Source organism: Sulfitobacter sp. SBS6, assembly GCF_048285585.1.
GTDB lineage: Bacteria > Pseudomonadota > Alphaproteobacteria > Rhodobacterales > Rhodobacteraceae > Sulfitobacter > Sulfitobacter pontiacus.
The window spans coordinates 260,104-286,746 of the sequence record NZ_JBLWBA010000006.1; the positions used below are offsets into that span (position 1 = coordinate 260,104).

Genomic DNA, 26,643 nt, shown 5'->3' on the forward strand with positions numbered 1-26,643 from the left:
CAATTGGTCAAAATCCCGGGGGTGTCCCGGCATCGCCGGGACGGGGGCTGGCCCCCATCCTAGCTGAACCGCAGAACAAAGCGCTTAATGGCGGATCAATAATCCTTCTCGAAGAAGATACCGATCCCGGTGTTCCCATCGGACCCGACCGTCCCTTTCGCCGTCAGATTCTTGGTCAGATCAAGGTTGATAGACACATCCGCTGTCCCGTCAGAGGCGGCGGTCACATCGGTGTAGACATTCTCGGAAATGTATTTACCCGCGCGGACAGCCGTGGCACCGCTGTCGGTGGTGGTCACATCCAGATCGTCCAGCCCGAACCCTGTGCGCAGGTTAGAGATCACCCCCGCGCCACCCCGTCCGGCAAGTGTCGCCACCGCGCTGGCGAGTTGCAGCGCCTGAAACGCCGAAATTTCAGAGATGTTTCGCCCAAACAGAAGCTGTGCCAGCACCTCGTCCTGCGGTGCATCGGGTGTCGATTCAAAGGAAACCTCGGGCGATGTGGCTTTGCCTTCGATCACGATACGAACCTCGCCCGTGTTGGTGGTCGTCGAGGTTACAAACCTCAGGTAGGGTACCAGATCGCCTTGGAAGCGCACGGCCCCTTCGTCCAGCTCGAACCGTTTGCCAAGAATATCCAGACGACCACGGATCAGGTCGAAGCGACCGGCCGAGATGATGCGATTGGTCGATCCCGTCAGCAACAGGCTACCGCCCAGTTCCGCATCCAGACCACGGCCGCGCACGAAAATCCGCCGTGGCGCATTGATGCGGACGTTCAGGCCAAACCCCGGCCCGCTGTCGCCACTTGCCGCGGGATCCGTGCCCGCGTCGGCACCGGTCAAACCGGCCTTGCGACGGGTCGCCACAACATCTGCTGGCGCGCCGATGAAATCGATCTGTGGAATATCACCGATGCTGGTCATACCGGTTGACGGCACGCTTACCTCGGTCTCGCCCACGTCGATCTGACCGCTGATATTCGCCCCCCCCGAAAGCGGTCCCGCAAGACGCAGGTTGCCATCAAGCGACGTGCGATACAGCGATGGATCGATCAGCACGAGGTTGTTCAATCCGATCTGGATATCGGCGGGCAGTGATCCGGTCAGGGTCACCGCCCCGCCCGCCTTGATCTGCCCCCCGTCCGCGCTGCGCGCAGATAGGTCGATTTGCGCGCGGTTATTGGCCAGCCGGATATCCGCTGCGATGTCCTGAAGTGTCACCCGAAGGTTGGGGGCGGACAGCGACGCGTTAGAGGTTTGAATGCTCCCGTTGACCGACCCAAGTGCCGGCGGCCCGTTCACCGTCAAATCGAACCGTGCCTGACCTTGCAAGCTCCGCGGCGCAATGAACGGGGCGGACAGCCCCAATGGCGCGTTCCCGTTCACGTCAAGGTTCAGATTGCCATCGCTGCCCACAAGCCCCACGATCGTGGCACGGGTGCCCGCTGGTCCGGTGGCGTTCGTATTGACCCGCCAGCCAGCGCTTTCCTGCTGTGCGGTACCGGTTACATTCAGCGGGCCGGACAGTTTTGGCACCACGGCGCCCAGATTGGGGATTGTGACATCATAATTCAGCGCGGGCGCATCCCCCGTGACAACCCCCTGCACAGACGCCCGGGCGGCATAGGGGCCCGTCGCGTTTGTATCTACGGCGATGCCGGCGGGCGTTTGCCGCACCGATCCTTTTGCCGCCAGCGGGCCGGACACGCCCGGCACTAGCGGCTGTACATTTGGCACCGACACGTCAAACGTCAGCGACATATCGGGGCCAGTGGCCAAGCCTTCCACCATCGCGCGCGCGCCATATGGGCCTGTCGCGTTGGTATCGACGAAGAACCCCTTTTCCGTCTGACGCACGGTCCCTGTCGCCGCAAGTGGCCCGTTCACCTGTGGCACCACCGCCTGAAGATTCGGGACCGATGCGTCGAAAGAGATATCGACCATAGGTGTTAACATCCCCTGAACGGCAACCTGCGCGGCGTAGGGGCCACTGGCTTTCGCGTCGATCTGGAACCCTTCCTCCAACTGCTTGAGGTTGCCCGACGCCTCTACCGCGCCGGTCACCTGCGGTGCAAAAGCCTCTACCCGCGGGATCGAGGCGCTAAAGTCCAGATCCAGCGGCGTCAGCAGCCCCTGGACCGAGGCGGTAACATCTTCGGGGGCGGAGGCTTTGGTGTCGACCTGCCACCCGTCCGGCGTCTGGCGTAGCACGCCATCCAACGCGATAGGGCCCTCGACCGGCGCGTCGGGCACAAAGTCACGCAGTTCGGGCACATCGGCGGTGAAGTTGAGCACCGCATTCTCGCCCGTTGCCAGCCCTTTGGCGGTCAGCGCGGCACCGTAGGGGCCGTCTGTCACGGCATCAACAGTCCAGCCACGGGAGTCCTGCTCGGCCTCGGCCTTGATCGTGATGGGACCGGAATATTGCGGCAGCACGGTCGCGATATCATTCAGTTTTGCATCAAATCGCGCTTGCGAATTGTTGCTACGCAGCTCGACGCCACCACTGGCGTTCAATGCGTCGTTTTCCAGCAGCAGGTCACGCACGAAGGTGCCCGTCTCGTCACGCGATGCGCCAAGGCTTAGCGTCGTGTCGCCAGCCAGCAATGCGTCCGCCTGTTCGATCCCCACTTTCAAATCCTGCGTCAGGCCAGAGATATTCAGGTCGAACGTCCCGTCCAGTGGCGTAATCTGACCCGCGATCTCTACATTCGCGGCCCCGTCCATCTCGCGTCCGGCAAGAGCGGAAAAGCGGCTGATGTCAGTGGCTTCAAGGCGGGCTTTCAACTGGGTAAGAAAGCTATCGGCTGGCCCGCTAATCGTGACATCGCCGGTCAGACCATAATCCGCGCCAGAAAGATCAAGCCCCGTGATCTGAACCGGTGTGCCTTCGGTATAGGCGATGGTTGTACGTCCCTTGATGGACCGGCCGACCGCTTCGGAAACCGCGGCGTTGGTCAGCGTCAGCCCGTCAGCCGAGAATGCCAGATCGCCCATGAATTCGCCGACCGACCCTGCCGCGCCTTGCAACGTCCCGTTCAGCGTCAGTTGCGTCGCGTCAATCGCCAGCGCGTCTGTGGCCAGTTCGGTCACGTCGAAGGTGGCGTCAATCGCATCGCCATCTTGCGCGTTGTAATTCACATCAAGCCCGACGCGCCGCACGTAGGTATCGCCCCCGGCCACTGGCAGCAAAACGCGACTGCCATCGGCGCTGGCGACAGTGCCCGTGATGTCGATCAGGCTGGGCCAGTTGTCGCTGTTCAGCGTGACCTTGCCCTGCAGTTCTGCGGATTGCGCCTTGAGGGCAAAATCGCTGACCTCGACACCGCCTTCGGCCTGTACCAAAGCATCCACGGTCAGCGCGACATCGGGGCCAAAAAATTCGCGGTACTGCGACAGGATCAGCGCGGTCACGTCGCCGTTCAGATCAGCCTGAATACGGCGGTCGGGCGCTGCGCTATCGCCTTGGGCGGCAACGATAACCTGACCGGCGAGCCGTTGTTCGCCGTCGGTCGACAGGTTGATATCCGTCGCGAAATCAGAAAGCGGCCCCTGCCCCGCGATCACCAGATCGACAGAGGGCTCATCAGGCAGTTTAAGCGTGCGCGAGATGATGCCTTTGGCTTCCTCTGAAAGGGTCACGGCCATGTCCAGCAGGCTGTCATTGCGATCAAGATCAGCGGTGATTTTGAACTCGCCCTTCTTGCCATCGGTGCGCGCGGCCAGAATATCGACCGTCGCCGTGTCGTCATTCAACAGCGCGGTGGCTTGAACAGTCAGTGTGGCCGCTTCGCCCAGAATTGGCGCGCCCAGATTGATCTCGTCGACCGAAAAGTCAGCCACATCAATGGCGACGGGCAGATCGGGGATCGCCGGGAAGGTAAACGGTTTCGCCTCGGGATCGGGGAGCGTTTCTTCCTGCGCCACGGGCAATCGCGGCACGCTCAGGCGTTTTGCGGTCAGGGCCTGCACCTCCAGCCGGCCGCGCAACAGTGCGGATCGGTTCCAGTCCAACTCCACCTCTTCCAGCGTCAGCCAGACCCCTTGGTCGTCGGCGATGGTCATCCGGTCGAACCGCGCGCGCGAGCTGAGCGCACCAGCGAAACCGTCAATACTGACCGTGCGGCCCGCGCCGCTGAGGGCGTCTTGGATCGTGCGGGTCAGGAAGCCTTTGTCATCCTCTTGGGCCGAAGCGACAGAGCCGACAAAGATCAGGGCGAAAACCAGAAAGCTGCGCATGAAGTGGATCAAAACGATTGTCCAATACCGATATAAACTTGAAAATTCTCATCTGTTTCGGGGCCCGACACAGGCACCGCGAGGTCGACGCGGATGGGGCCGATGCCCGTGGCATAGCGCAGACCAAGCCCTGCACCTGACTGCCAAGTGCCTGACCCGTCGTAGAATTCCTCGGCACCGATGTAGCCCGCGTCGGCAAAGGCCACGACGCCGATCTTGTCGCGTACCTGCCAACGCGCCTCTGCGGACAGGCCAGCAAAGCTGCGACCGCCTACTGTATCGCCACTGGCCAGATCAACGCCAAGCGATTGGTAGGGTTGCCCGCGCACGGTGCCGCCGCCGCCGGAATAGAACAGATAGTCCGCGGGCGATTCAGCCAGTGTCGGGCCATAGACCGACCCAAGCTGTCCCCGCAGGGCAAAGGTCACGGGCCGCGTGGTGCCAAAGGTTTTATAGCCGCGCACGTCGATGTAGGTGCGCACGCCGTTATCCGACCCCGACAGCGCCACAAAAGGGGTCACGCTGGCCTTGGCGTAGTAGCCATCTTTCGCATCAAGCCGATTGTCGCGGTAATCATGTTCCGCGCTTAGGGGCAGCGTCAGCAACGTATATTTGTTCTCGCCAAAAGCGTCGCGGGTTTCAGCCGTCCGCAAACCGACGCCAAGCGTATAGGTCCGTTCCTCGCTGGCGATGCGTTCGATCCCGGCCTCAAGGTCGAGCTGACGCGAGAAATAGTTCACCTCGTCAAGCTGTTCGATCTCGGCCAGCGCGTAGAAATTCGTGTCGGCGTTAAAGGTCGCAGGGCGTTCAAAACGTGTGCCAAGACGATAATCCGTGCCGCCGGAATCGCCGCCGATCCCCGACACCTCGCCTTCGACACGTAGGCTTTCGGCCCCGCCCAGCAGGTTACGGTGCAGCCAGTAGGTGCTGACGCTAAGCCCTTCAAGCGACGACAGTTCCCCGCCGAAACCAAAGCGCCGCTTGGGCGCGTCAGTGATCTGCGCTGTAATCGGCAGAACATCGGGCGCGGTGATCTGTTCGGCCTCGATCATCGCGACAGAGCTGAAAGCGCCCGTGCGCCGCAACCGTGTGGCGGCCAGATCCAGTTGCTCTTGTGAATAGACCTCTCCGGTGGGCAGTCCGGCGATTTTGACGATCCGGCGCAGGCGCACATCGCTTTTTCCCTTTACCGTCAACTCTCCGAAACGCAGGCGCGGTCCCGGACGTAGACGCAGGGTTGCCGCCAGCGTGGCATCGGGCACGCGGGCGGTCAGCTGCTGGTCGGCCAGTTCGGCTTTGGCGTGGCCCTGATCGCGCCAGCCTTCGATACCGGCGGCGACGGCCTCTTTCATGACGCCGAGACTTGCGGTTTCACCTGCGGCGAATTCATCGGGCAGCTCGGTTTCGGGGGCGACAGGGGCGATTTCGGCTTTGGAAAAGCTGAACTTGCGACCGGTTTCGATATTGATCACAGCGCGGTTGATCTGGCGCGGCGGGGCGACCGGCGCGATGGCAGAGGCGTCTACACCGTCGATGGTAATCTTGATGACCGCAGCAAAATACCCTTCGTCATAGAGCACGGCCAAAAGGCGGGCATAATCGGCCTGCGCGGCGGCCAAAAGCTCTTGCGTGGTGGGGTCAGCATCTTCGTCCGTTTGTTCGCGCAGAAGCGATCCGCCGAGCACCGTCTCGTATAGATCAGAGTCCTTATCGATGCCGGTGATGTCGAGCGTCGCCGCGAGACCCGCCGTGCATCCTCCCCAGACCAAAGCTGCCGCGGCCGTAGACGCCCGCAAGAACTTTGCAAAACTGTCTGATTGAAAATGCCCCATGCGGTGCTCCCTGTACTCATAGAACGACGTGCCGTTGGGTGAGACATAGAGCGCGCGACCGCAACGTCAGCAAACTTGTTTATTATTCCCTTGTGCATAGCGGAAACCGCCTGCCATCGGCAAACAGTCTGTTGGGCAAAATCGCGATTGTGAACCGCAAAACACATCCGGTTATGTCATTTTACGCAAGCAGGCGGAAGTTTGCCGTGAAAATGGGGGCGCGTATGCAAAACGCCCGCCAGGGGGAACCTGACGGGCGTTCTTTTCAAGGCCGTGCGAAACGGCCAGTGGCCGGTGGTTAGGCCGATTTCGCGAGGTTGCGCAGCACGTAGTGCAGAACGCCACCGTGTTCGATGTATTCAATCTCGATCGCGGTATCGATCCGGCATTTGATCATGATCTCTTTGACCGAGCCATCTGCCATTGTGATCGTGCAAGGCACTTCTTGCAGCGGCTTGATGGTGTCCAGACCGCTGATCGAAACGGTTTCCTCGCCGGTCAGGCCCAAGCTCTTGCGGGTGTCGCCGTTGGTGAATTCGAACGGGATAACACCCATGCCAACCAGGTTGGAGCGGTGGATACGTTCAAAGTTCTCGGCGATGACCGCCTTGACGCCCAGCAACGCCGTGCCTTTGGCCGCCCAGTCACGGGACGAACCCGCGCCGTATTGTTCACCACCGAAGATGACCAGCGGCGTGCCGTTTTCCTGATGCGCCATAGCCGCGTCAAAGATCGAGGTCTGTTCGCCATCGGGGCCTTTGGTATAGCCGCCCTCAACACCGTCCAGCATTTCGTTCTTGATACGGATGTTGGCGAAAGTGCCGCGCATCATGACTTCGTGGTTACCACGACGGCTACCGTACGAGTTGAATTCACGCACAGGCACCTGACGTTCCACCAGATACTGACCCGCTGGCGTGGTTTCCTTGAAGGAACCGGCAGGCGAGATGTGGTCGGTCGTGATCATGTCACCCAGAACGGCAAGCACTTTGGCGTTCTCGATGTTGGTGATCACACCCGGCTCTGGCGACATGCCTTGGAAGTAGGGCGGGTTCTGCACATAGGTCGAGGTTGGTGGCCAGTCATAGGTTTTGGCGTCGGTGGTTTCGACGGACTGCCACTTTTCGTCGCCCTTGAAGACGTCGGCATATTTTTCCTGGAAGGCTTCGCGGGTCACGGTCTGCTCGACCAGATCAGCGACTTCCTTGGATGTTGGCCAGATGTCTTTCAGATAGACGTCGTTGCCGTCCTTGTCCTGACCCAGCGGGCTGTTGGCCAGATCGACGTTCATGTCACCGACCAGCGCGTAGGCCACGACCAAGGGAGGCGACGCCAGATAGTTGGCGCGCACGTCAGGCGAAATCCGCCCTTCAAAGTTCCGGTTACCCGAGAGGATCGATGTCCCGATCAGGTCGTAGTCGTTGATCGCCTTGCTGATCGGTGCTTCGAGCGGGCCGGAGTTACCGATACAGGTGGTGCAGCCATACCCGACGAGGTTGAAGCCGATGGCGTCCAGATCCTCTTGCAGGTTTGCGGCCTCAAGATAGGCGGACACAACCTGGCTACCGGGGGCGAGCGATGTCTTGACCCAAGGTTTGCGTGTCAGGCCCAAGGCGCGGGCTTTACGCGCCACAAGACCCGCACCGATCATCACATAGGGGTTGGATGTGTTGGTGCAGGATGTGATCGACGCAATGACGATGGACCCGTCATGCAGCTGGTAGTTGCCATCTTCGGTCTGGACGTAGCCACGCTTGTGGTTGCCCTCGTCACCGGGGATGTCTTGAGGCTCGGGCTGGCCGCCCTCACCTTCCCAACGAACTTCGGCGTTGGCTGTGGTGTCTTTACCTTCGCGCACGCCTTTCACGTATTCTGCAAATGCCGTGTGTGCCGAGGTCAGTGCAATGTAGTCTTGCGGACGCTTCGGACCCGAGATCGCAGGCACGATGGTGCCCATGTCGAGCGACAGAGTGTCGGTGTAAACCGGCGCATAGTCATCGCCGCGCCACATGCCGTTTTCCTTGGCATAGGCTTCGACCAGCGCGATGCGGTCTTCATCACGGCCGGTGGTGCGCATGTAACGCAGGGTTTCGGCATCGATCGGGAAGAAACCGCAGGTCGCACCGTATTCGGGGGCCATGTTGGCAATTGTCGCGCGGTCCGCCAGGGGCAGGCTATCAAGGCCGGCACCGTAGAATTCGACGAATTTACCAACCACGCCCTTTTCGCGCAGCATTTCGACCACTTTCAGCACCAGATCGGTCCCGGTGGTGCCTTCCATCATGGCACCGGTCAGTTCAAAGCCGATCACCTCGGGGATCAACATCGAAATCGGCTGACCCAGCATCGCGGCTTCGGCCTCGATCCCGCCAACGCCCCAGCCCAGAACGGCCATGCCGTTTACCATTGTGGTGTGGCTGTCGGTCCCGACGAGCGTGTCAGGATATGCGACTTCGACGCCGTCCTGATCCTTGTCGGTCCAGACGGTCTGCGCCAGATATTCAAGGTTCACCTGGTGGCAGATGCCGGTGCCGGGGGGCACAACGCGGAAGTTGTTAAACGCCTTCTGGCCCCACTTCAGGAAGGTGTAGCGTTCGATGTTGCGCTCGTATTCGCGGTCAACGTTCATCTGGAACGCGCGCGGGTTGCCGAATTCGTCGATCATGACCGAGTGGTCGATGACAAGATCAACAGGGTTCAGCGGGTTAATCTTGTCGGCATCGCCACCCAAGGCAACCAGCCCGTCGCGCATCGCCGCAAGGTCCACAACTGCGGGAACGCCGGTGAAATCCTGCATCAACACGCGTGCGGGACGGTAAGCGATCTCGCGCGGGTTCTGGCCGCCCTTCGCACCCCATTCGGCGAAGGCCTTGATGTCATCGACGGTGACAGTTTTGCCATCTTCGAAACGCAGCATGTTCTCAAGCACCACCTTGAGCGCGGCTGGCAAATTGGAGAAATCACCCAGACCGGCTTCCTGCGCTGCAGGAATCGAATAATAAGCGATGGATTGGCTGCCCGAAGATAGAGTTTTGCGGGTTTTGGCGGTGTCCTGGCCAACGAAGATGGTCATGGATGGCTCCCTTTATGGGTTAAAAAAGGTCGGTGACTTGGGGCCTAAATGCCTTATTGCGCGGGTCGTTTCAACTGCAAACACGCGCTTCTGGCGCTTTTGTATACCGTTGTGTACTGGATTGAGGTATTTCATACGCAATCCCGTGACGTTACAGCGCCTCAACAAAGGTTGAGTGGTAATTACAACGGGTGCAGTCTACGAATTGTGCATCCAAACCGAAAGTACCCTGCGATGCCCCGCCTGTTTACGTCCCTGATCGCCGCTGGCCTGCTGTCCATAGCGCCCGCCTTTGCTCAGGACCGCCCCGTTGTCGTCGAACTCTATACCTCGCAAGGGTGCTCTTCCTGCCCTCCTGCTGACGAGATGTTTGCCGAGCTGTCCAAACGGGACGACGTGATCGCGCTGGCGCTGCATGTGGATTATTGGGACTATATCGGCTGGCAAGACCCCTTTGGTGCGCCTGAGCACGCCGAACGCCAGCGCGCCTACGCGCTGACCGGTGGGCGGACGTCGATTTACACGCCCGAGATGATCGTCAACGGCCAGTCCGATGTGGTCGGTGCCAAACCCATGAAGCTGATGGAGGCGATCAACAAGCACAAAGAAGACGCCCCACAGGTCGACCTATCTATCGCACGCGACGGGGAAACCCTGCGCATCAACGCGCATACCGTATCGGGTGCCGCCGGACCGTTCGACGTGCACATGTTGCGCTATCACCCGATGGCGGTCACGCAGGTCAAACGCGGCGAAAACGCGGGCCACACGTTCGAGAATTATAACATCGTCGAAGGCTGGCAGACGGTTGATCAGTGGGACGGGCAAGCGCCGCTATCACTCTCTGCCGCCATCACCGGCGATATGCCGGTGGTTGTGCTGGTGCAGCGCAGCAACGCGGGGCCAATCGTGGCAGCGGCGCGGATCAAGTAGTCACTCAAAACACCTAGATGTTTAGGCATTAATTGTCGTGGATGCGCCAGCGACGATGGACCCAGAACCATTGCTCGGGATCCGCTTTGACCCGTGCGGTAAGACTGTCATTCAAAGCCTGGGTCATCGTGACAGCATCGCTGTGTGGCACAGGTGCCTCCAGCACCGTGTCGAATGACACCCCATCAGCTTGTCGAATGCCGTAGAACGGGATCAACAGCGCATCATAGCGCAATGCCAGCTCGGCGGCAGAAAGCGCTGTATTGGCAGGTTGCCCCAAGAAATCGAGCGCCGGCGCGCCAAAGACGTGTTGATCAAACAGCAGTACCAGCTGCCCGCCCTCTTTTAGATGCCGTACGAAACCCGCCGTGCCGCGTCGGCCTTGCGGGAAGACAGGGCCGCCGAAAGCCTCCATCGTTTGGACGTAATGCGCGTTGAAATAAGGGTTTTTCATGTTGCGGTAGAGCCCGCCAATGTCATACCCTCGCGCCACAAGACAGGCACGCATCGCTTCGTAGTTGCCATAGTGGCCCGTCACCAGAATGACCGGTTTGCCTTGTTCTGCCGCTTTTTCCAGCGCCGCGACGCCTGCGCCGGTCGGCGTATTCTTTGCCATACGCTTGGGGAAGTCGCGCGCTGAATAGTTTTCGATAAAGCTGCGCCCCACGTTGTTAAGGCACTTTGAGGCAATTTCTGCGCGCCGTTCTTGCGGCATCTGCGGCCAAATCATCGCAAGATTTTCAAGCGCCCGCGCCCGATATCCCGCGACCGGCCCGATCACATGTTGAACGACCCATCCGACGAAGGCTATGCGCGTTTTATAGGGCAGCACCAAGGCCAGTCGAATAAGGCCGACGATAAAGGCATTGGTCAGGTAGTGCCCTGCACGTCGGCTAAATCGAACGTTCTTGGGATATTTGGGACTGGCCATGCGCATCTGCCTGCAAGGAAAAGCGCCCTTAAGGGGCGGGGCCTGCCGTTCATACCGCGCAGGGCCCCGCGCAACAAGCGTGTTTCACCCGGGCGGCAATGCGCCACCGGATGCAACAGCGGCTGGTTAATAGCTAAACGTCTGACCGGTTGCGATCGCTGTCCGCAAGGAGGTTTCGGCCCATGTCCCTGCCCCGCCATGCGCACGAATGGCACGAAGTTCGGCCAAAGCTTCGGGGATATCGCCCTGCTCTACCAAAGCTTGCCCGCGATAGGACCGCGCGAGAACATTCGCAGGGTTGGCTGCCAGCGCACGCGCATAGAACGCCATTCCGCCAGCTTGGTCGCCCATTTTGCGCGACGTGAACCCCATGTAGGTCAATCGACGATCGTCCTGCTCAGGCATAGCGGCAAGTACGATCTGCGCATCCGAGTATTCGCCTGCATAGGCCAGTTCACGAACAGTTTGATAAAGGTCATCCGGTGTGAGCCGGCTATCCTTTGCATCGATACAGGTCTTTGACTTCTTGTCATACACCTGCCCGTCTTCGCATTTCACAACGGGCTTCGGTGGGGACGTATCATTGGAGCCAGCGGCAAAGGCCGCGAAAGGAATAGCCAATGACAGGATGGACGCAAACACAACACGCATAGTCAAACACTCCTGAACTAAATACACGGCTGATGTTAGACGATCCACGCCATAGGTAAAGCACTAGGTTCAAACCTACCGTCTCGATGTAGCGCGAGATAGGGCCGGAATACGCAGCTTTTGAATCAAAAAGGCTGCACCGCCGTCAAGCGATGCAGCCCAAATACCTGCGCGTGTATCAGTCCTTAAAGACGCGCCTAAAGATCGTATCAACATGTTTGGTGTGGTAGCCCAGATCGAATTTTTCTTCGATCTCTTCTGCACTTAGTGCGGCCAGGACTTCTTCGTCAGCGAGCAGCTCGGTCTTGAAATCCTTGCCGTCTTCCCAGACCTTCATGGCGTTGCGCTGAACCAGCTTGTAGCTATCTTCGCGGCTCACGCCGGCCTGCGTGAGCGCGAGCAAAACACGTTGCGACATCACAAGACCGCTAAACTTGTTCATATTTGCCAGCATGTTGTCAGGATAAATCAGCATATTGTCGATGACGCCGGTCAAACGATGCAGCGCGAAGTCAAGAGTGATGGTGGTGTCGGGGCCGATCGCACGCTCAACGCTGGAATGGGAGATATCGCGTTCATGCCACATGGTGACGTTTTCCATTGCTGGAATCACAGCCATGCGAATTGTACGGGCCAGCCCGGTCAGGTTCTCGGTCAGCACAGGGTTTTTCTTGTGCGGCATCGCCGAAGACCCCTTCTGACCCGCCGAGAAAAACTCCGCCCCTTCCAAGACTTCGGTCCGTTGCATGTGCCGCACTTCGGTCGCAACGTTCTCGATAGAGCTGGCGATCACACCAAGTGCTGCGAAGAATGCCGCGTGACGGTCACGGGGGATGATCTGCGTGCTCACGGGTTCGGGCGACAGGCCCAGCTTTTCGCAGACATGTTCCTCGACCCGCGGATCGATATTCGCAAATGTCCCCACAGCGCCGGAAATCGCACCGGTAGCAATCTCGGAGCGTGCTGTTTTCAACCGCGTCAGGTTGCGGTCCATCTCTGCATAAAAGCGCGCAAAGGTAAGGCCCATTGTTGTGGGTTCAGCGTGGATCCCGTGGCTGCGCCCGACGCGCACAGTATTTTTATGTTCCATGGCACGGCGCTTCAGCGCGGCCAGCAGCAAGCCCATGTCTTCGATCAGAATATCAGCTGCGCGGGTTAATTGCACGTTAAAGCAGGTGTCCAATACGTCAGAAGAGGTCATCCCCTGGTGCACAAAACGCGCCTCGTCGCTGCCCACATGTTCGGCCAAATGGGTCAAAAAGGCGATAACGTCATGTTTTGTAACGGCTTCAATCTCGTCAATGCGCGCGACATCGAACTCGACATCTTTGGCTTTCCAAACCGCCTCCGCATTTTCGCGCGGAATCACCCCAAGGTCGGCCATGGCGTCACAGGCATGCGCCTCGATCTCGTACCAGATGCGGAACTTGGTTTCAGGGGACCAGATCGCAACCATCTCGGGGCGGGAATAACGGGGAATCATGTGGTGATACCTTTGTTTTGGGGTGTTTTGATGTACGCGCGGGATAGACCGCGGGGGGGTAAAGAACAAGTCTGAACCCTTGCGCCACCAAGGCAGGGACGCTTGCTGCCTCGCCCATAGGCGCCTCCGGCGGGAGTTTTCAGAGCAAAATGAAGAAGGGGCGGGTTTGTCCCATTCTGGTCTGGCAGTTTACCTTCGGACAGGCAAAGGTGCCGCAAATTGAATATATTACGCCATTAGGGAATCGCTAAGAAATGTCTGATACGTCTCGCTTAAGCCCCGCTACGATTGCTGCCCAAGCAGCGGGAGCGGTTGATGCGCAAACCGGCGGGGTGGTCCCGGCGCTGCCTATGGCCACGACCTATTTGCGGGATGAAGCATACCAACCGCTGCGTGCAGACAACATCTATCTGCGCGATCAGAGCGATATTGTACGCGTTGCAGAAAAAGTGCTCTCTCAACTGGACGGGGCGAAAGAATCGCTGCTGTTCCCGTCAGGCATGGCAGCGCTTGCCGCCGTCTTCCGTACCGTCCCAAATGGCGAGCGCGTGCTGGTGCAAAGCCAGATTTACTGGGGCACCACCAAGTGGATTCGGGATTTCTGCACCCGGCGTGACATTGAACTGCGAGAGGTCGAAGCCTCTGACAAGGCGGCGTTTGCCGCCGCCTGCGAGAGCTTTAGACCAACCTTGGCGCTCATCGAAACGCCATCAAACCCGTGGCTTCGCATGGTCGATATCCAAGCTGCGGCTGATGCGGTGCATAGCGCGGGTGGGTTGCTCGTGGTGGATAGCACGGCCGCGACGCCGATTTTGCAACAGCCGCTTAAACACGGTGCCGACGTTGTAATGCATTCTGCCACAAAGGGCATTAATGGCCATTCGGACGTATTGGCGGGCGTTCTGGCGACCAATGACGTCACGGGCCACGTGTGGGAAGATATCAAAGCGGACCGGCATGATGCAGGCGCGGTTATCGGCCCGTTTGAAGCATGGTTGCTGGTCCGCGGGATGCGCACCCTGCCCCTGCGCGCCAAGCAAATGTCGTGCAACGCCATGGAATTGGCAGAATTTTTGCAAAATCACCCGAAGATTGAAAAGGTTCTCTATCCGGGTCTTGCCTCACATACAGGCCACGAATTGGCGACGCGGCAAATGTCAGGAGGATTTGGGTCGCTTTTGTCTTGCATTGTAAAAGGTGGCGGCGCAGCGGCGCTGGAGGTTGTCGGTAAGCTGGAAGTTTTCCATCGCGCAACGTCTTTGGGCGGGGTCGAAAGTCTTGTCGAACACCGCCACACGATCGAACCCCACACCGGGATTCCCGAAGGGTTGCTGCGTTTATCGGTGGGGATTGAAGATATCGAAGATCTAAAACGCGACTTGAGCCAAGCGCTTGATGCATAACGATACTTCGGGGCGCTCGCGCCCCGGGACCCCATGTCTTTCGAAGATGATTTGAAGGATACAACCAGTGGTGCGGTCGGAGAGACTCGAACTCTCACGGGTGTTACCCCACAGCGACCTCAACGCTGCGCGTCTACCATTCCGCCACGACCGCACGCCATGGTTGGTGAGGGTCGTTTAGACAAACTCTTTCACAAAGTGAAGAGCAAAATTGCGCAGATTAAGTCGTTGTTCAGATTCGTGTGATTTATCATTCAATCGGGCGGGGTGGCTTGAAAAACAGTGCGAAGACGTAAACTTAAAGGAGGATATGAATCGAGGAACAATATGACCCAAGCGCCCATAGATCCCCCTGCCCTGCAGATTGACATCGTTTCTGACGTGATGTGCCCTTGGTGTATTGTCGGGTACCGCCAGCTAGAGCAGGCGTTAGCCGCCTTGAATATCGGCGCGTTCATCCGCTGGCACCCTTTCGAGCTTAACCCCCAAATGGGCCCCGAAGGTCAGAACCTGACCGAACATATTGCCGAAAAATACGGTGCTTCGCCTGAGCAATCGGCGCAAAACCGTGCGCATCTTGTGCAGCTTGGCACTGAACTTGGAATCGACTTCAATTTCAACGCCGATAGCCGCATCGTCAACAGCTTTGCCGCGCACCAACTGCTGGACTGGGCTCAAGATCAGAACCTGCAGCACCCACTTAAGCTTGCGTTGTTTGAAGCACATTTTACGAAGGGATTGGATGTTTCAGACCATAGTGTCCTCGTTGATGTCGCTGCAGATGTCGCATTGGATCGCAGTTCTGCGCAGGACGTTCTCGACAGCGGCAGCCATGTAGAACGTGTTCGCGAACGCCAGTCGGTTTGGACATCGCAGGGAATTTCTGGTGTGCCTTCCATGATTTTCGCAGGCAAATACCTTGTGACTGGTGCGCAGGGTGTCGATAACTATGTGCAAATTATCCAAAAAGTAATTCAAGAGGTAAGCGCCGCGGAATGACTGTTTCGTTTACCTCGGCTCAACGGTGCGCACAGAATGGTTGAATGGATCACCTCCAAGGGGCTTGTCGATTACCGGGAAGCCGAAGCATGGATGGAGGAACGCGCGTCCCTTATCGCCGCGGGGAATGCCGATGAATGCGTCTGGCTTGTAGAGCATGCTCCGCTATATTCTGCCGGCACCTCAGCAAAATCGGAAGATTTGACTGACCCAAAGCGGTTTCCGGTATATGAAACGCGCCGCGGCGGACAGTACACATACCATGGGCCGGGGCAGCGGGTTGTTTATGTGATGCTGGACGTCGGTAAACGCGGCCGGGACATCAGACGTTTTGTTCAAGACCTTGAACATTGGGTGATCGCGACCCTTGCAAGCTTTACCATCAAAGGCGAGATCAAGGAGGGGCGCGTCGGCGTCTGGGTGGAACGTCCCGAGAAACCGCTCGCGGCGCAGGGCGGCATTCGCGAAGATAAAATCGCGGCGATCGGTATCCGGCTTAGAAAATGGGTCAGTTTTCACGGAATCAGCATAAATGTTGATCCAAATCTTGAGCATTTTTCCGGGATCGTCCCCTGTGGGATCCAAGAACATGGCGTTACGTCTTTAGTTGACCTTGGCCTGCCAGTTATGATGGAAGACGTTGATATCGCCCTGAAAGCGCAGTTCGACACGGTTTTCCCTCCGCTGTCTGAATACGCGCCCAAAGACGGATAATGTTCCTCGCCGCTCAAACGTTTCACTGCGCTCGTGCTATTTCCGCCGCGGCTTTACGGTTTCTTCATCGCTAGAGGCGTATGTCATCCAGCATGATGAGCACTTCTGACACCTCCTCCCCCCGTGACTACAAGGCTGTGCGCCTCCGACACAGTTTGATAAATGATCTGTCTTTTTTCGTGCCCTGCGTCAAAGGCGGCCATTGCCCATATTGGCAAGCCGCACTAGAACGAACCTTAATTCAATGCGCGCCCCCTGTCGGGGCGTGAGTTGACAACCCAATCTCAGGAGGCACCGCATGGCAGACGCAGCCATTCACGGGCAAGACCATCACGACGAGCGCGGATTTTTCACGCGCTGGTTCATGTCCACAAACCACAAAGACATCGGGCTATTGTACCTGATCGTTTCGGCCCTCGTTGGCTTCATCTCTGTATGTTTCACCATATATATGCGCTTGGAGCTTATGCACCCAGGCGTGCAATATATGTGTATGGAAGGCGCGCGGTTTATCGCTGATAGCGCAGCGACCTGTACGCCAAACGGCCACCTTTGGAATGTTCTGATCACCGCGCACGGCATCTTGATGATGTTCTTCGTGGTTATCCCCGCTTTGTTCGGTGGTTTCGGTAACTATTTGATGCCATTGCAAATTGGCGCGCCTGACATGGCGTTCCCGCGGATGAACAACCTCTCTTTCTGGCTATATGTCGGCGGCACAACGCTTGCAGTCTGCTCCGTGCTGACACCCGGCGGCAGCGGCCAGCTTGGGTCAGGTGTGGGCTGGGTTCTCTATCCGCCGCTCTCTGTTCGTGAAGGCGGCATGTCGATGGATTTCGCGATTTTCGCTGTGCACGTATCCGGCGCATCGTCGATCCTGGGTGCGATCAACATGATCACAACATTCCTCAACATGCGCGCCCCTGGCATGACGTTGTTCAAAGTGCCGCTGTTCAGCTGGTCCATCTTTGTTACAAGCTGGTTGATCCTTCTGTCCCTGCCCGTTTTGGCCGGTGCCATCACCATGCTTTTGATGGATCGCAACTTCGGATTCGCATTCTTTGACCCAGCAGGCGGTGGTGATCCAGTTCTGTATCAGCACATTCTGTGGTTTTTTGGTCACCCCGAAGTGTATATCATTATTCTTCCAGGCTTCGGCATCATCAGCCACGTCATCGCGACCTTCAGCCGCAAGCCTATCTTCGGATATCTTCCGATGGTTTGGGCGATCATCGCGATTGGCGCATTGGGCTTCGTCGTTTGGGCGCACCACATGTACACCGTTGGTATGTCTCTGAACCAACAAGCTTACTTCATGTTGGCCACCATGGTTATCGCGGTGCCGACGGGCGTTAAGGTATTCAGCTGGATTGCGACCATGTGGGGTGGTTCGGTTGAATTCAAAACACCTATGCTGTGGGCCTTCGGCTTCCTGTTTCTTTTCACCGTTGGCGGTGTGACAGGTATCGTTCTCTCGCAGGCAGCTGTGGACCGCTACTACCACGACACATACTATGTGGTTGCGCACTTCCACTATGTGATGAGCCTTGGTGCCGTCTTCGCGATCTTCGCCGGTATTTATTTCTACCTGCCGAAGTTCACGGGCCGCATGTATCCCGAATGGGCTGGCAAGCTGCACTTCTGGGCAATGTTCATTGGCGCGAACCTGACGTTCTTCCCACAGCACTTCCTGGGCCGTCAGGGCATGCCACGTCGCTATATCGATTACCCTGATGCGTTTGCATATTGGAACCTGTGGTCGTCGATCGGCGCGTTCCTGAGCTTTGCGTCCTTTATCTTCTTCTTCGGTGTTATGTTCTACACGTTGACACGTGGGGCCCGCAGCCCAGCTGCGAACCCTTGGAACGAATATGCGGACACTCTGGAATGGACGCTGGCAAGCCCCCCACCAGAGCATACGTTCGAAATTCTTCCCAAGCAGGAAGAATGGGACAAACAGCCTAGCCACTAAGCTAGCACAACATTGAAATGAGAGGCTCCAACGGCGGTTGGGGCCTTTTTTCGTTCTACCCGGGCTCTCGGTACAGTTTCATAAAGACGAATGTTTATCCGCAGTTAGCCAAAATCTTACCGCGTCCCCCCGTAAAATAAGGGCTTCCCAAAATTGTCTGAAATTAATTTCGAAAAATGTTATTTTTCCTCTTGCGGCTCACCGCCGCTATGGGTATTCCACGCCCTACCAGAGGATGCGGGCGTAGCTCAGGGGTAGAGCATAACCTTGCCAAGGTTAGGGTCGGGCGTTCGAATCGCCTCGCCCGCTCCAACTGGTTCTCTGCTTATCCAGCAGGACAGCAAGGCCACCTTCGGGTGGCCTTTTGCTGTTCCGGGCCCCTAAAACAATGAAACTGCTCACAGGCCTACAAAGGGCCAGCACACTTACCAGTTCGGACAAGGGTCCGTTCATTGGTGCCCAGTCTAGAACTCCGATCAGGGTTGAAGCAGGCACGGCTGCGGCGCAAAATATACTGTCGCCACAATGATACGCCCAAGCGGCACGTGACAAAGCTTTCACCGCTGAATGTCCTCACTCTGCGACCTACAAGGGTTCCCTAGGCCTCTCTCTGAGGGCAGCAGCACAAACAGGCCCGATACCCCTCCCCCGTTGCTACGAGAGCACCTGAGGTGTCTCAGGCCTGTACCAACGAAGCTGGGGCAAGTGGATACTCGCGAGGCTCTACGCGCTCTGCCTGTCCTTGCGGATCATCGCTGATGAGTTGGATTAAACGCCCCAGCCGCGTGCGTCAGAGCCAAACACAGAGCATGTTTCAATATGGCAACGAACGAGTTTCTGCCGACGCCTAACGTCAGTCAAATACCGTTGTGATCAAAAGAAAAAGCGGGCGCTGAAAGCACCAGCCTGCGTCGGCTTATACCTGTTCGAATGATGGCACTATGAACACGACCGCCATACAGCTAACGCCGGTGACGCAATTATTGTCTGCTTAAAGAAGAGATATCGTCGATCGTGCTGATAGTGTTTCACGCTCCATCTGCTCGATGGCGCGAATGTGCCACTCCAAACCGGTTTGACCCTGATCGGCCGCTTCGGCAAGGTTGTTCTGCGCCAGCTTCGCCTGGTCGGCCGACAGAACCAACGCCTCGGCAACCTCTGCGCGGCTGGTGCGTATATCGGCAAGCTGCGCGTCATAAGCATCCTCCGAAATCGCCCCTGAGGCCTTGAGCTGATTCAACGTCGCCACATCTTCTTGCTGCTGTGCGAGCATCTGGGGAAGATGTGTCGTGATATCATCCAGCTGGTCATTGGACTTGCGGATACTGCGCACGAGGTCATTCGCGGAAACCAGCTCCATCCGTTGGGCGACTTCTCGTTTGCCAGCGAGATTCCCGCTCACCGCACCAACAACGCCACCGGCCGCAGCGGCTCGTAGGCAGCCCGAGGCATCGGATGCGGCAAGCACCGAGATACCGCAGCCCACCGCGGCACCAACCGCGGCATGCTTGATTGTGGAGTTGCGGACAATATCGCGCATCAACGCGTCAAGCGCGGCGGTTTGCTCCACCATACCGGCGTCATTCTCACGGTTTTCCTTGAAGCTTAGCTTGCCGGACGAAGGGCCGAATTGCGCAGCGCGATCGGCAGTGGGCGCAGCACATCCTGAAACAAGAACGGCAGCGGCGAGGGAAATCGTTAGAACAGTGGTTTTCATTACATGGATCCGTTGAGCTAGGCGTATTCGCGACCAATAGACGAAAATTATGCCGATTTTACGGCATGTTCGCCATGAAGTTTTCCGACGTTAACGTTTATCTATTCACCTTCGTGCCACAAATGCCCATAGTTCCCGCACAGGGTGAATTTTTTAAAAAGTCATATTGTTGCCGGTTTTGTTCACTATCGTTTAGGGAGTTCGACATAGGTTGCCTCGGAGCCCCGAAGCAAATCTTGGAAGGAGACCACATTGAAAATTCTAGCAGTCGACGATGATCCATTCATTCTAGAACTCCTTCCCGCGATGTTTGAACAGGCAGACCTGAACGATCTGCACACGGCCCCTTCGGGTCCGGCTGCTCTCGACATGATCAAAGCTCAGAAGGTGCCATTCGATTGCATGCTGCTGGACGTCGATATGCCGGAAATGGACGGGATCGAGCTTTGCCGAAGAATTCGCACTGTCCCCGGGTATGAGGATAAACCGATTTTGATGCTGACGGCGAAGACAGATTCGATCTCTATCGAGAAAGCGTTTGCCGCCGGTGCGAATGACTACATCGCCAAGCCATTTAACCTGAAAGACATCTACAACCGCATTCGCGTGGCCGAACGCCTGTTGGTGTCGTCCAAGACCATCAAACGCATCGACGCGAGCGACCTGTCCAAAGAAGGCACACAGGTAGCTGAAGATATCACACTGACCGATAAGGTCTTTTTGGCGAATGTCGGCAGGCTGATCCTGTCATTCTCCCTTGGAAACTACATCACGCAGCTCGATCGGAGCGAACTGGACAACTATCAGGTTTTCGGCGTGTCGATTGATGATGCGGAACGTATTTTCGAACAAACGTCACAACAGGGTTTTCTTCACCTCCTTACCAGCGTGGCAGAAACCCTGACCGACCTCATCACTTGCCCCCATCTGCTGATGTCCTACGAAGGCAACGGTGCCTTCCTGTGTATCACGCGCGACCCGAACCTGCCCGAATGGGACCGGATGGAGGCTGGCCTACAGGCCAAGCTGGATGCGCTGAACTTGCTAAGCGATGATCTGAAGCAAGAGAGCATCAGCCTGTCAGTCGGCACGCCCATAGCGCCGAATGCGAACCGGACCCAACGGGTGAAAAAGACCTTTGAAAGGGCGCTATCGCGGGCTGAAATGCGCTATGCGAGCAAATGCGCCGCCGCCTGATCCTAGTTGATCGGGAATTGCACCAGACACTGCGCCGCATGTTTGCGGTAATCCTCTAGCGTCTGATCGATCGAGCGGCGGTCGCGCATTTTACCCATGGCCGATTTCTTTTGCGCCCGCGTGCCGCTCACATGGCGTTCTAGGATCAGGACCGTCACGCCCAGCATGATGGTCTTTTCATCCTCACCGATCATGTCCGCACGCGACAGCGTTACCGCCGTATAGGCGATCATATTGGCGCAGCGCAGCGCCGCAGCCTCTTCCCCTTCATAGGTAAGCGCATGCGCTGGCCCCCAAAGAACAGATCCGCAAAGAAGCGCAGAAAGCAGGAGCCTCAAAACGCTTTGAACGTCATCGTTGTAAGCGAACGTTCAATCCCTTCGATGTCCAGAAGGTTATCGTTGATGTAAACGCCAATATCTTTTCCCGAAGGAATATAAAGCTTCATCAAAAGATCGTAATCACCAGAGGTTGAATACAGCTCGGAGTGTATTTCCCGCAGCGCGACCTCTTCGGCAACGCGATACGTACTGCCGGGCCGGCACCGGATCTGGATAAAAACGCAGGTAGACATGGACAGGCCTTAGGCTGGTTACAACACGTCCAAGCTGACATAAGGGGGCAACAGCCGCAATCGCTGATTGGGACCGATCGGCATCGAAACGCTTTGTCTTGGCGCGACGGCCTGCCCTGCTATAAGAGCCCGAAAGACGGAGATATTCATATGCGCCAGACCACCATCAATCGTTCGACCGCAGAGACCGAGATCAGCGTCGAAATCAACCTCGACGGGACAGGGTCCTACGCCAACCACACGGGCATCGGGTTCTTCGATCACATGCTGGATCAATTGGCGCGTCATTCGCTGATCGATATGAAAATCAGCGCAAACGGCGATCTTCACATTGATGACCACCACACCGTCGAGGACGTAGGCATCACACTTGGCCAAGCGCTAAGCACCGCATTGGGCGACAAACGCGGCATTCGCCGCTACGGCGCGTGCCTGCTCCCAATGGACGATGCCTTGGTGCGTACCGCGCTTGATCTGTCGGCGCGGCCTTTCTTGATCTGGAATGTGGACCTGCCGACCGCAAAAATCGGGAATTTCGACAGCGAATTGGTACGGGAGTTTTTCCAGGCGCTCAGCACGCATGGCGGGATCACCTTGCACATTGATATGCTGCATGGCCTGAACAGCCACCACATCGCCGAGGCCGTCTTTAAATCTGTCGCCCGCGCCCTGCGCGAAGCGGTAGAAACCGACCCTCGGAAATCTTCTGATATCCCCTCGACCAAGGGTGCGCTGTAACAATGTTAACTGCGATTATCGATTACGAATCGGGCAACCTTCATTCGGCGCATAAGGCGTTCGAACGGATGGCGCGTGAGTGTAATGCTGGTGAAGTAGTGGTCACTGCTGACGCCGATGTCGTGGCGCGCGCCGACCGCCTTGTCCTGCCCGGCGACGGTGCATTCCCCTCCTGCATGGCCGCGCTGAAAGGTCAAAGCGGCATCTATGCCGCAATGGTTGAATCCGCCGTCGACAAGGGCCGCCCCTTCCTCGGGATCTGTGTGGGCATGCAGTTGATGGCATCCATGGGGCGCGAGTATGAAGACACAGCAGGCCTAGGCTGGATCAGTGGCGAAGTGACCAAGATCACGCCACGCGACCCATCCCTAAAAGTACCGCATATGGGATGGAACGACCTTGTCATAGACCACCCTCACCCCGTTTTCGACGGAATCGAAACCGGGGATCACACGTATTTTGTCCATAGTTATCATATGGATGTACACGATGAGACCGAGCGGTTGGCGCATGTCGATTATGCTGGTGACGTCACTGCTGTTATCGGCCGTGACACCATGATCGGCATGCAATTCCACCCGGAAAAAAGCCAGACAACCGGCCTTCGTATGATTGCGAACTTTCTGAACTGGCGCCCCTGAACCGGGCACCGCCTTCTACCGAAGGCGGGTCCAGATCATTTCGTCGCAAGCATTTCCTGTGCAGGTCTGTAACCGCATCGCATTGCCGTCGACCAACATCTTCGCCTTATGTTTTTTTGAGGCAGAAGGCTCCAGCAACGTGCCGACATAGCTCCCGTCAGGTTGCGGCTTCATATCCCAGAAGACCCGTTTGCCAACCGCTGTAGAGCGTTTGTCATATCCACGCCGATCCTTGGCACGCTCGACTGTCCCGCATAACGCAGGGCCGCAGGGCTTCGCCCGCACGTGAACAACCAATCCGTTAACATCCGGCGCAGATTTCCAGACACCTTCAACTACATCAGCAAATACAGTCGTCGAAGAAGCTGCAAAAATAGCAGCATAGAAAATATATTTTGTTAAAAACATCGTATCACTCCCCCAAGCGACACATGCCTTACAGCTTTTTAGCAACGCACCAAAAAACCAAGGCGCGGGCATATTCTACACCCGCGTCCCGATTCGCGCAAATCCCACTCATTTGGGAGGGAAATGAAGCTTACTGGACCCGCTGCCAGTCCTGCTTTGAACACAGCAACCCGCCCGCGACACAGCCCGACAGTTTCAGGCTGTTACCGGCGACGGTCATCTTGCCGATGTAGATTTTGTTGTTTGAAGGTCGCCAAACCTTACCTGCATATTTGCCGCTCCCGTCAGGTTTCATGTCGATGACCAACTGCTTTCCGATATTTTCAGACTTATATTCGCCGGACGCGTTGAACGTCCGCTGAATCGTGCCGCAGATCGCCCCACCACAGGGGGTCATTTTGACATGCGCATAAGCCCCGTCATCCGGTTGCGTTTTCCAAACGCCAACCGCCGGGTCGGCAGCCATGGCTGTTCCTGCAAAACCAATGCCAACGATGGCCGCAATAATCGTTCTTTTCATGATATATCCTCCCGATATGCTCTCAGATTGAAGCCAATACGACGATTCAGGCAAGCTTGACGTAGGGGACACCTCTGCCGCGTTGCAAAAACCCGCCCGCCGTGGCAATTGAAACCAACTCCCCCAATGCCAAGGGCAACACTATGATCCTCTACCCCGCTATTGACCTTAAAGACGGCCAAGCCGTTCGTCTTGTGCACGGCGACATGGAAAAATCCACTGTTTTCAACGATGACCCCGCGGCGCAGGCCCGTGAGTTTGTGGATGCGGGCTGCACTTGGCTTCACTTGGTGGACTTGAACGGTGCCTTCGCAGGGACGCCGGTCAATGCCGCCCCGGTGGAAGCGATTTTGAAGTCTTGCAACGTCCCCGCCCAGTTGGGAGGCGGCATTCGCGATATGGCGACGATCGAAGCTTGGCTGGACAAGGGTCTCGCACGCGTCATTCTGGGCACTGTCGCGGTCGAAAATCCCGCTTTGGTGCGTGAAGCAGCGCGAGCTTTTCCTGGCAAGGTCGCGGTCGGCATTGACGCCAGAAATGGTCGCGTGGCAACCAAGGGATGGGCTGAGGAAACCGACGTAATGGTTACAGATCTCGCTAAATCTTTCGAAGATGCAGGTGTCGCGGCGCTGATCTACACCGATATCATGCGAGACGGGGCCATGGGCGGTCCAAACATTGACGCCACCGCCGCTTTGGCGCGTGCCGTGAATATTCCTGTCATCGCCTCCGGAGGCGTCAGCTCCCTTGCCGACCTTGAGGCGCTGAAAAAAACTGGCGTGATATCCGGTGCCATTTCCGGCCGGGCGCTTTATGATGGCGCGATCGACCTGAGCGAAGCTTTGAAGGCCCTCGCCTGAGTTTCCAAATGGTTTCAAATCCTCGGGTGGCTTGGAGGGCAGACAGCCCTCCAACGGTTTTTTCCGCTGCCCCGTCGCGAGAAAGAAGACATGCTTAAGACCCGTATTATTCCCTGCCTCGATGTCGCCGATGGTCGCGTTGTCAAAGGCGTTAATTTTGTTGGCTTGCGCGATGCCGGTGACCCGGTTGACGCAGCGATCGCATATGACGCTGCAGGGGCGGACGAGCTTTGTTTCCTTGATATCCACGCCACGCACGAAAACCGTGGTACCATGTTCGACCTGGTCACACGCACAGCCGAACACTGCTATATCCCGCTTACTGTAGGTGGCGGTGTACGCACCGTTGCAGATGTTCGCGCCCTGCTTTTGGCTGGCGCCGACAAGGTCAGCTTTAACTCTGCCGCGGTGGCTAATCCGGACATTATTGCGCAGGCAGCAGACCAATTCGGCAGCCAGTGCATCGTCTGTGCCATCGATGCGAAAACCGTCGCCCCCGGGAAATGGGAGATTTTTACCCACGGTGGCCGCAAACCCACGGGCATAGATGCCGTCGAATTCGCAAAGACGGTGACAGAGAAAGGCGCGGGAGAGATTCTGCTTACCTCCATGGATCGTGACGGTACCAAGCAAGGGTTTAACATTCCGCTAACGCGCGCGATTTCCGACGCGGTTTCTGTGCCTGTCATCGCCTCTGGCGGTGTCGGAACGCTGGATCATCTTGTCGATGGCGTCGTTCAGGGCGGCGCTTCAGCGGTGCTCGCAGCCTCGATCTTTCACTTCGGCGAATTTACGGTCGCTCAGGCGAAACAACACATGGCTGATGCCGGTATCCCAATGAGGCTCTCATGACGCTCGACGATCTATTTGAAACAATCCAATCAAGAAAAACTGCTGATCCATCAAGCAGTTGGACGGCGCAGCTTTTGGCAAAAGGTCCCGAGAAATGCGCCGAAAAATTCGGTGAAGAAGCGGTCGAAGCGATCATCGAGGCCGTGAAGGACGATAAAGCTGGCCTGACGTCGGAAGCCGCAGATGTGCTGTACCACCTGCTTGTCATGCTCGCATCCCGCGACGTCGCGCTGTCAGATGTACTGGATGAACTGAGCCGCCGACAGGCGCAAAGCGGCCTCGCTGAAAAAGCCGCCCGCTAACACGGGGCACGTTTACCACAGTATATTTTGTGACGCGTAGCAAACTGGGGTCAAAGCTTGCTAGAGATTATTCCCGTTGCAAAGCCTCCCATGCGCAATTCGCCGAAAAGGCGCTGATATTCAATCTTCGGGCATCTGTTTTGAATAACGGTCACGCCCTTTGCTTCCGCTTTTGCGGCAGCTTCAGAATGCTGCACCCCGATTTGCATCCAGATCGTCGCCAGATCAGGAAACACCTGTAATGCCTCGTCAACGATTTCTGGCACAGTCTCTGACCGTCTAAAAATATCGACCATGTCAACGCCACCCTCGATGTCTGACAGCTGCGAAACCACCGTTACCCCCAATAGTGTCTTCCCCGCATGCGCCGGATTTACCGGAACAATATCGTAGCCCTTGGTCTTCAAATATCGCGTGACATAATAGCTTGGCCGAACCGGGTTCAACGAAGCTCCCACGACCGCGATACGCTTCGTCTGCGTCAGAATATTTTTCAATTGGGTATCGGTGTAGGTCATGCCTCTTACTAAACCCCTAACGGTTCAAAAAAAAGCGCCCTCGACGATAAACGTGAGGGCGCAAAGGTATGGAACGAGGGACAG

Annotated in this window: 23 protein-coding genes and 2 tRNA genes; 12 read left to right on the plus strand and 13 right to left on the minus strand. The window is 57.2% G+C overall.

Annotation, left to right across the window (positions count from 1 at the left end; translation table 11 throughout):
- Window positions 1-95 precede the first annotated feature (95 nt).
- The 3 genes from ACNQ62_RS10105 to acnA all read right to left on the minus strand — a co-directional run bounded on the left by ACNQ62_RS10105 (window position 96) and on the right by acnA (window position 9,146).
- Window positions 96-4,253: a translocation/assembly module TamB domain-containing protein gene (locus ACNQ62_RS10105; RefSeq protein ID WP_418094816.1), complete on the minus strand. Its 4,158-nt coding sequence runs from the start codon at window positions 4,251-4,253 to the stop codon at window positions 96-98.
- Complete coding sequence (locus tag ACNQ62_RS10110) at window positions 4,250-6,073, minus strand: autotransporter assembly complex protein TamA (protein WP_064215629.1); 1,824 nt, start codon at window positions 6,071-6,073, stop codon at window positions 4,250-4,252. The genes ACNQ62_RS10105 and ACNQ62_RS10110 overlap by 4 nt, the downstream gene beginning before the upstream one ends.
- Window positions 6,074-6,371: 298 nt before the next feature.
- A complete protein-coding gene (acnA, locus tag ACNQ62_RS10115; RefSeq protein ID WP_037944577.1) occupies window positions 6,372-9,146 on the minus strand; it encodes an aconitate hydratase AcnA in 2,775 nt (924 codons plus the stop codon).
- 234 nt (window positions 9,147-9,380) lie between these two features.
- Here acnA and ACNQ62_RS10120 point away from each other — a divergent pair, with 234 nt between their 5' ends.
- Window positions 9,381-10,079: a DUF1223 domain-containing protein gene (locus ACNQ62_RS10120; RefSeq protein ID WP_037944578.1), complete on the plus strand. Its 699-nt coding sequence runs from the start codon at window positions 9,381-9,383 to the stop codon at window positions 10,077-10,079.
- 28 nt (window positions 10,080-10,107) lie between these two features.
- Here ACNQ62_RS10120 and ACNQ62_RS10125 read toward each other — a convergent pair whose 3' ends face one another.
- From ACNQ62_RS10125 to purB, 3 genes are all read right to left on the minus strand, one after another.
- A complete protein-coding gene (locus ACNQ62_RS10125) occupies window positions 10,108-11,010 on the minus strand; it encodes a lysophospholipid acyltransferase family protein (protein ID WP_306285024.1) in 903 nt (300 codons plus the stop codon).
- Between the two features lie 126 nt (window positions 11,011-11,136).
- Window positions 11,137-11,661 (minus strand): tetratricopeptide repeat protein, encoded by a 525-nt coding sequence (locus ACNQ62_RS10130; protein WP_243250452.1) that lies wholly within the window; start codon window positions 11,659-11,661, stop codon window positions 11,137-11,139.
- A 178-nt stretch (window positions 11,662-11,839) separates the two neighbouring features.
- On the minus strand, window positions 11,840-13,144 hold the full coding sequence (purB, locus tag ACNQ62_RS10135; protein ID WP_180827910.1) for an adenylosuccinate lyase: 1,305 nt from the start codon (window positions 13,142-13,144) through the stop codon (window positions 11,840-11,842).
- Window positions 13,145-13,398: 254 nt separating this feature from the next.
- Here purB and ACNQ62_RS10140 point away from each other — a divergent pair, with 254 nt between their 5' ends.
- Entirely contained in the window at window positions 13,399-14,547 is a 1,149-nt protein-coding gene (locus ACNQ62_RS10140; protein ID WP_418094817.1) for a trans-sulfuration enzyme family protein, read from the plus strand.
- Between the two features lie 68 nt (window positions 14,548-14,615).
- On the opposite strand, the gene ACNQ62_RS10145 is transcribed toward ACNQ62_RS10140, so the two are convergent.
- A tRNA-Leu gene (locus ACNQ62_RS10145) sits at window positions 14,616-14,701 on the minus strand.
- A 173-nt stretch (window positions 14,702-14,874) separates the two neighbouring features.
- Here ACNQ62_RS10145 and ACNQ62_RS10150 point away from each other — a divergent pair.
- From ACNQ62_RS10150 to ACNQ62_RS10165, 4 genes are all read left to right on the plus strand, one after another.
- Complete coding sequence (locus tag ACNQ62_RS10150; protein ID WP_418094818.1) at window positions 14,875-15,546, plus strand: DsbA family oxidoreductase; 672 nt, start codon at window positions 14,875-14,877, stop codon at window positions 15,544-15,546.
- Between the two features lie 36 nt (window positions 15,547-15,582).
- Window positions 15,583-16,260 carry a lipoyl(octanoyl) transferase LipB gene (gene lipB / locus ACNQ62_RS10155; RefSeq protein ID WP_418094819.1) on the plus strand — a complete coding sequence of 226 codons (678 nt, stop codon included), beginning with the start codon at window positions 15,583-15,585 and terminating at the stop codon, window positions 16,258-16,260.
- A 298-nt stretch (window positions 16,261-16,558) separates the two neighbouring features.
- Complete coding sequence (ctaD, locus tag ACNQ62_RS10160; protein WP_005854284.1) at window positions 16,559-18,232, plus strand: cytochrome c oxidase subunit I; 1,674 nt, start codon at window positions 16,559-16,561, stop codon at window positions 18,230-18,232.
- 237 nt (window positions 18,233-18,469) lie between these two features.
- Window positions 18,470-18,544 (plus strand) — tRNA-Gly (locus tag ACNQ62_RS10165).
- A 679-nt stretch (window positions 18,545-19,223) separates the two neighbouring features.
- Here ACNQ62_RS10165 and ACNQ62_RS10170 read toward each other — a convergent pair.
- Complete coding sequence (locus ACNQ62_RS10170) at window positions 19,224-19,949, minus strand: hypothetical protein (RefSeq protein ID WP_037944583.1); 726 nt, start codon at window positions 19,947-19,949, stop codon at window positions 19,224-19,226.
- A 252-nt stretch (window positions 19,950-20,201) separates the two neighbouring features.
- Here ACNQ62_RS10170 and ACNQ62_RS10175 point away from each other — a divergent pair, with 252 nt between their 5' ends.
- On the plus strand, window positions 20,202-21,146 hold the full coding sequence (locus tag ACNQ62_RS10175; RefSeq protein WP_340269608.1) for a response regulator: 945 nt from the start codon (window positions 20,202-20,204) through the stop codon (window positions 21,144-21,146).
- Window positions 21,147-21,148: 2 nt separating this feature from the next.
- Here the strand turns inward: ACNQ62_RS10175 and ACNQ62_RS10180 are convergent, their stop codons facing one another.
- Complete coding sequence (locus ACNQ62_RS10180) at window positions 21,149-21,379, minus strand: hypothetical protein (protein ID WP_340244058.1); 231 nt, start codon at window positions 21,377-21,379, stop codon at window positions 21,149-21,151.
- Between the two features lie 101 nt (window positions 21,380-21,480).
- Window positions 21,481-21,720, minus strand: coding sequence for an Lrp/AsnC ligand binding domain-containing protein (locus tag ACNQ62_RS10185; protein WP_005854294.1), 240 nt, complete (start codon window positions 21,718-21,720; stop codon window positions 21,481-21,483).
- A 150-nt stretch (window positions 21,721-21,870) separates the two neighbouring features.
- Here ACNQ62_RS10185 and hisB point away from each other — a divergent pair, with 150 nt between their 5' ends.
- Together hisB and hisH are read left to right on the plus strand one after the other, a co-directional pair.
- Entirely contained in the window at window positions 21,871-22,458 is a 588-nt protein-coding gene (gene hisB, locus ACNQ62_RS10190) for an imidazoleglycerol-phosphate dehydratase HisB (RefSeq protein ID WP_005854296.1), read from the plus strand.
- Between the two features lie 2 nt (window positions 22,459-22,460).
- Window positions 22,461-23,099 carry an imidazole glycerol phosphate synthase subunit HisH gene (gene hisH, locus ACNQ62_RS10195; protein ID WP_418094820.1) on the plus strand — a complete coding sequence of 213 codons (639 nt, stop codon included), beginning with the start codon at window positions 22,461-22,463 and terminating at the stop codon, window positions 23,097-23,099.
- Between the two features lie 15 nt (window positions 23,100-23,114).
- Here hisH and ACNQ62_RS10200 read toward each other — a convergent pair whose 3' ends face one another.
- Both ACNQ62_RS10200 and ACNQ62_RS10205 read right to left on the minus strand, forming a co-directional pair.
- Window positions 23,115-23,507, minus strand: a complete 393-nt coding sequence (locus ACNQ62_RS10200; RefSeq protein WP_005854300.1) for a DUF2147 domain-containing protein — start codon at window positions 23,505-23,507, stop codon at window positions 23,115-23,117.
- Window positions 23,508-23,637: 130 nt separating this feature from the next.
- Window positions 23,638-24,027: a DUF2147 domain-containing protein gene (locus ACNQ62_RS10205; RefSeq protein WP_005854302.1), complete on the minus strand. Its 390-nt coding sequence runs from the start codon at window positions 24,025-24,027 to the stop codon at window positions 23,638-23,640.
- A 143-nt stretch (window positions 24,028-24,170) separates the two neighbouring features.
- Here ACNQ62_RS10205 and hisA point away from each other — a divergent pair, with 143 nt between their 5' ends.
- From hisA to ACNQ62_RS10220, 3 genes are all read left to right on the plus strand, one after another.
- Window positions 24,171-24,887: a 1-(5-phosphoribosyl)-5-[(5-phosphoribosylamino)methylideneamino]imidazole-4-carboxamide isomerase gene (gene hisA / locus ACNQ62_RS10210; RefSeq protein ID WP_064215638.1), complete on the plus strand. Its 717-nt coding sequence runs from the start codon at window positions 24,171-24,173 to the stop codon at window positions 24,885-24,887.
- Between the two features lie 90 nt (window positions 24,888-24,977).
- The gene (hisF, locus tag ACNQ62_RS10215; RefSeq protein ID WP_064215639.1) at window positions 24,978-25,739 is read left to right on the plus strand and encodes an imidazole glycerol phosphate synthase subunit HisF; all 762 of its coding nucleotides are present in this window, start codon (window positions 24,978-24,980) and stop codon (window positions 25,737-25,739) included.
- Window positions 25,736-26,041, plus strand: coding sequence for a phosphoribosyl-ATP diphosphatase (locus ACNQ62_RS10220; protein WP_037944588.1), 306 nt, complete (start codon window positions 25,736-25,738; stop codon window positions 26,039-26,041). The genes hisF and ACNQ62_RS10220 overlap by 4 nt, the downstream gene beginning before the upstream one ends.
- Before the next feature lie 50 nt (window positions 26,042-26,091).
- Here the strand turns inward: ACNQ62_RS10220 and ACNQ62_RS10225 are convergent, their stop codons facing one another.
- Window positions 26,092-26,559: a CoA-binding protein gene (locus ACNQ62_RS10225; RefSeq protein ID WP_037944589.1), complete on the minus strand. Its 468-nt coding sequence runs from the start codon at window positions 26,557-26,559 to the stop codon at window positions 26,092-26,094.
- Between the last annotated feature and the right edge of the window lie 84 nt (window positions 26,560-26,643).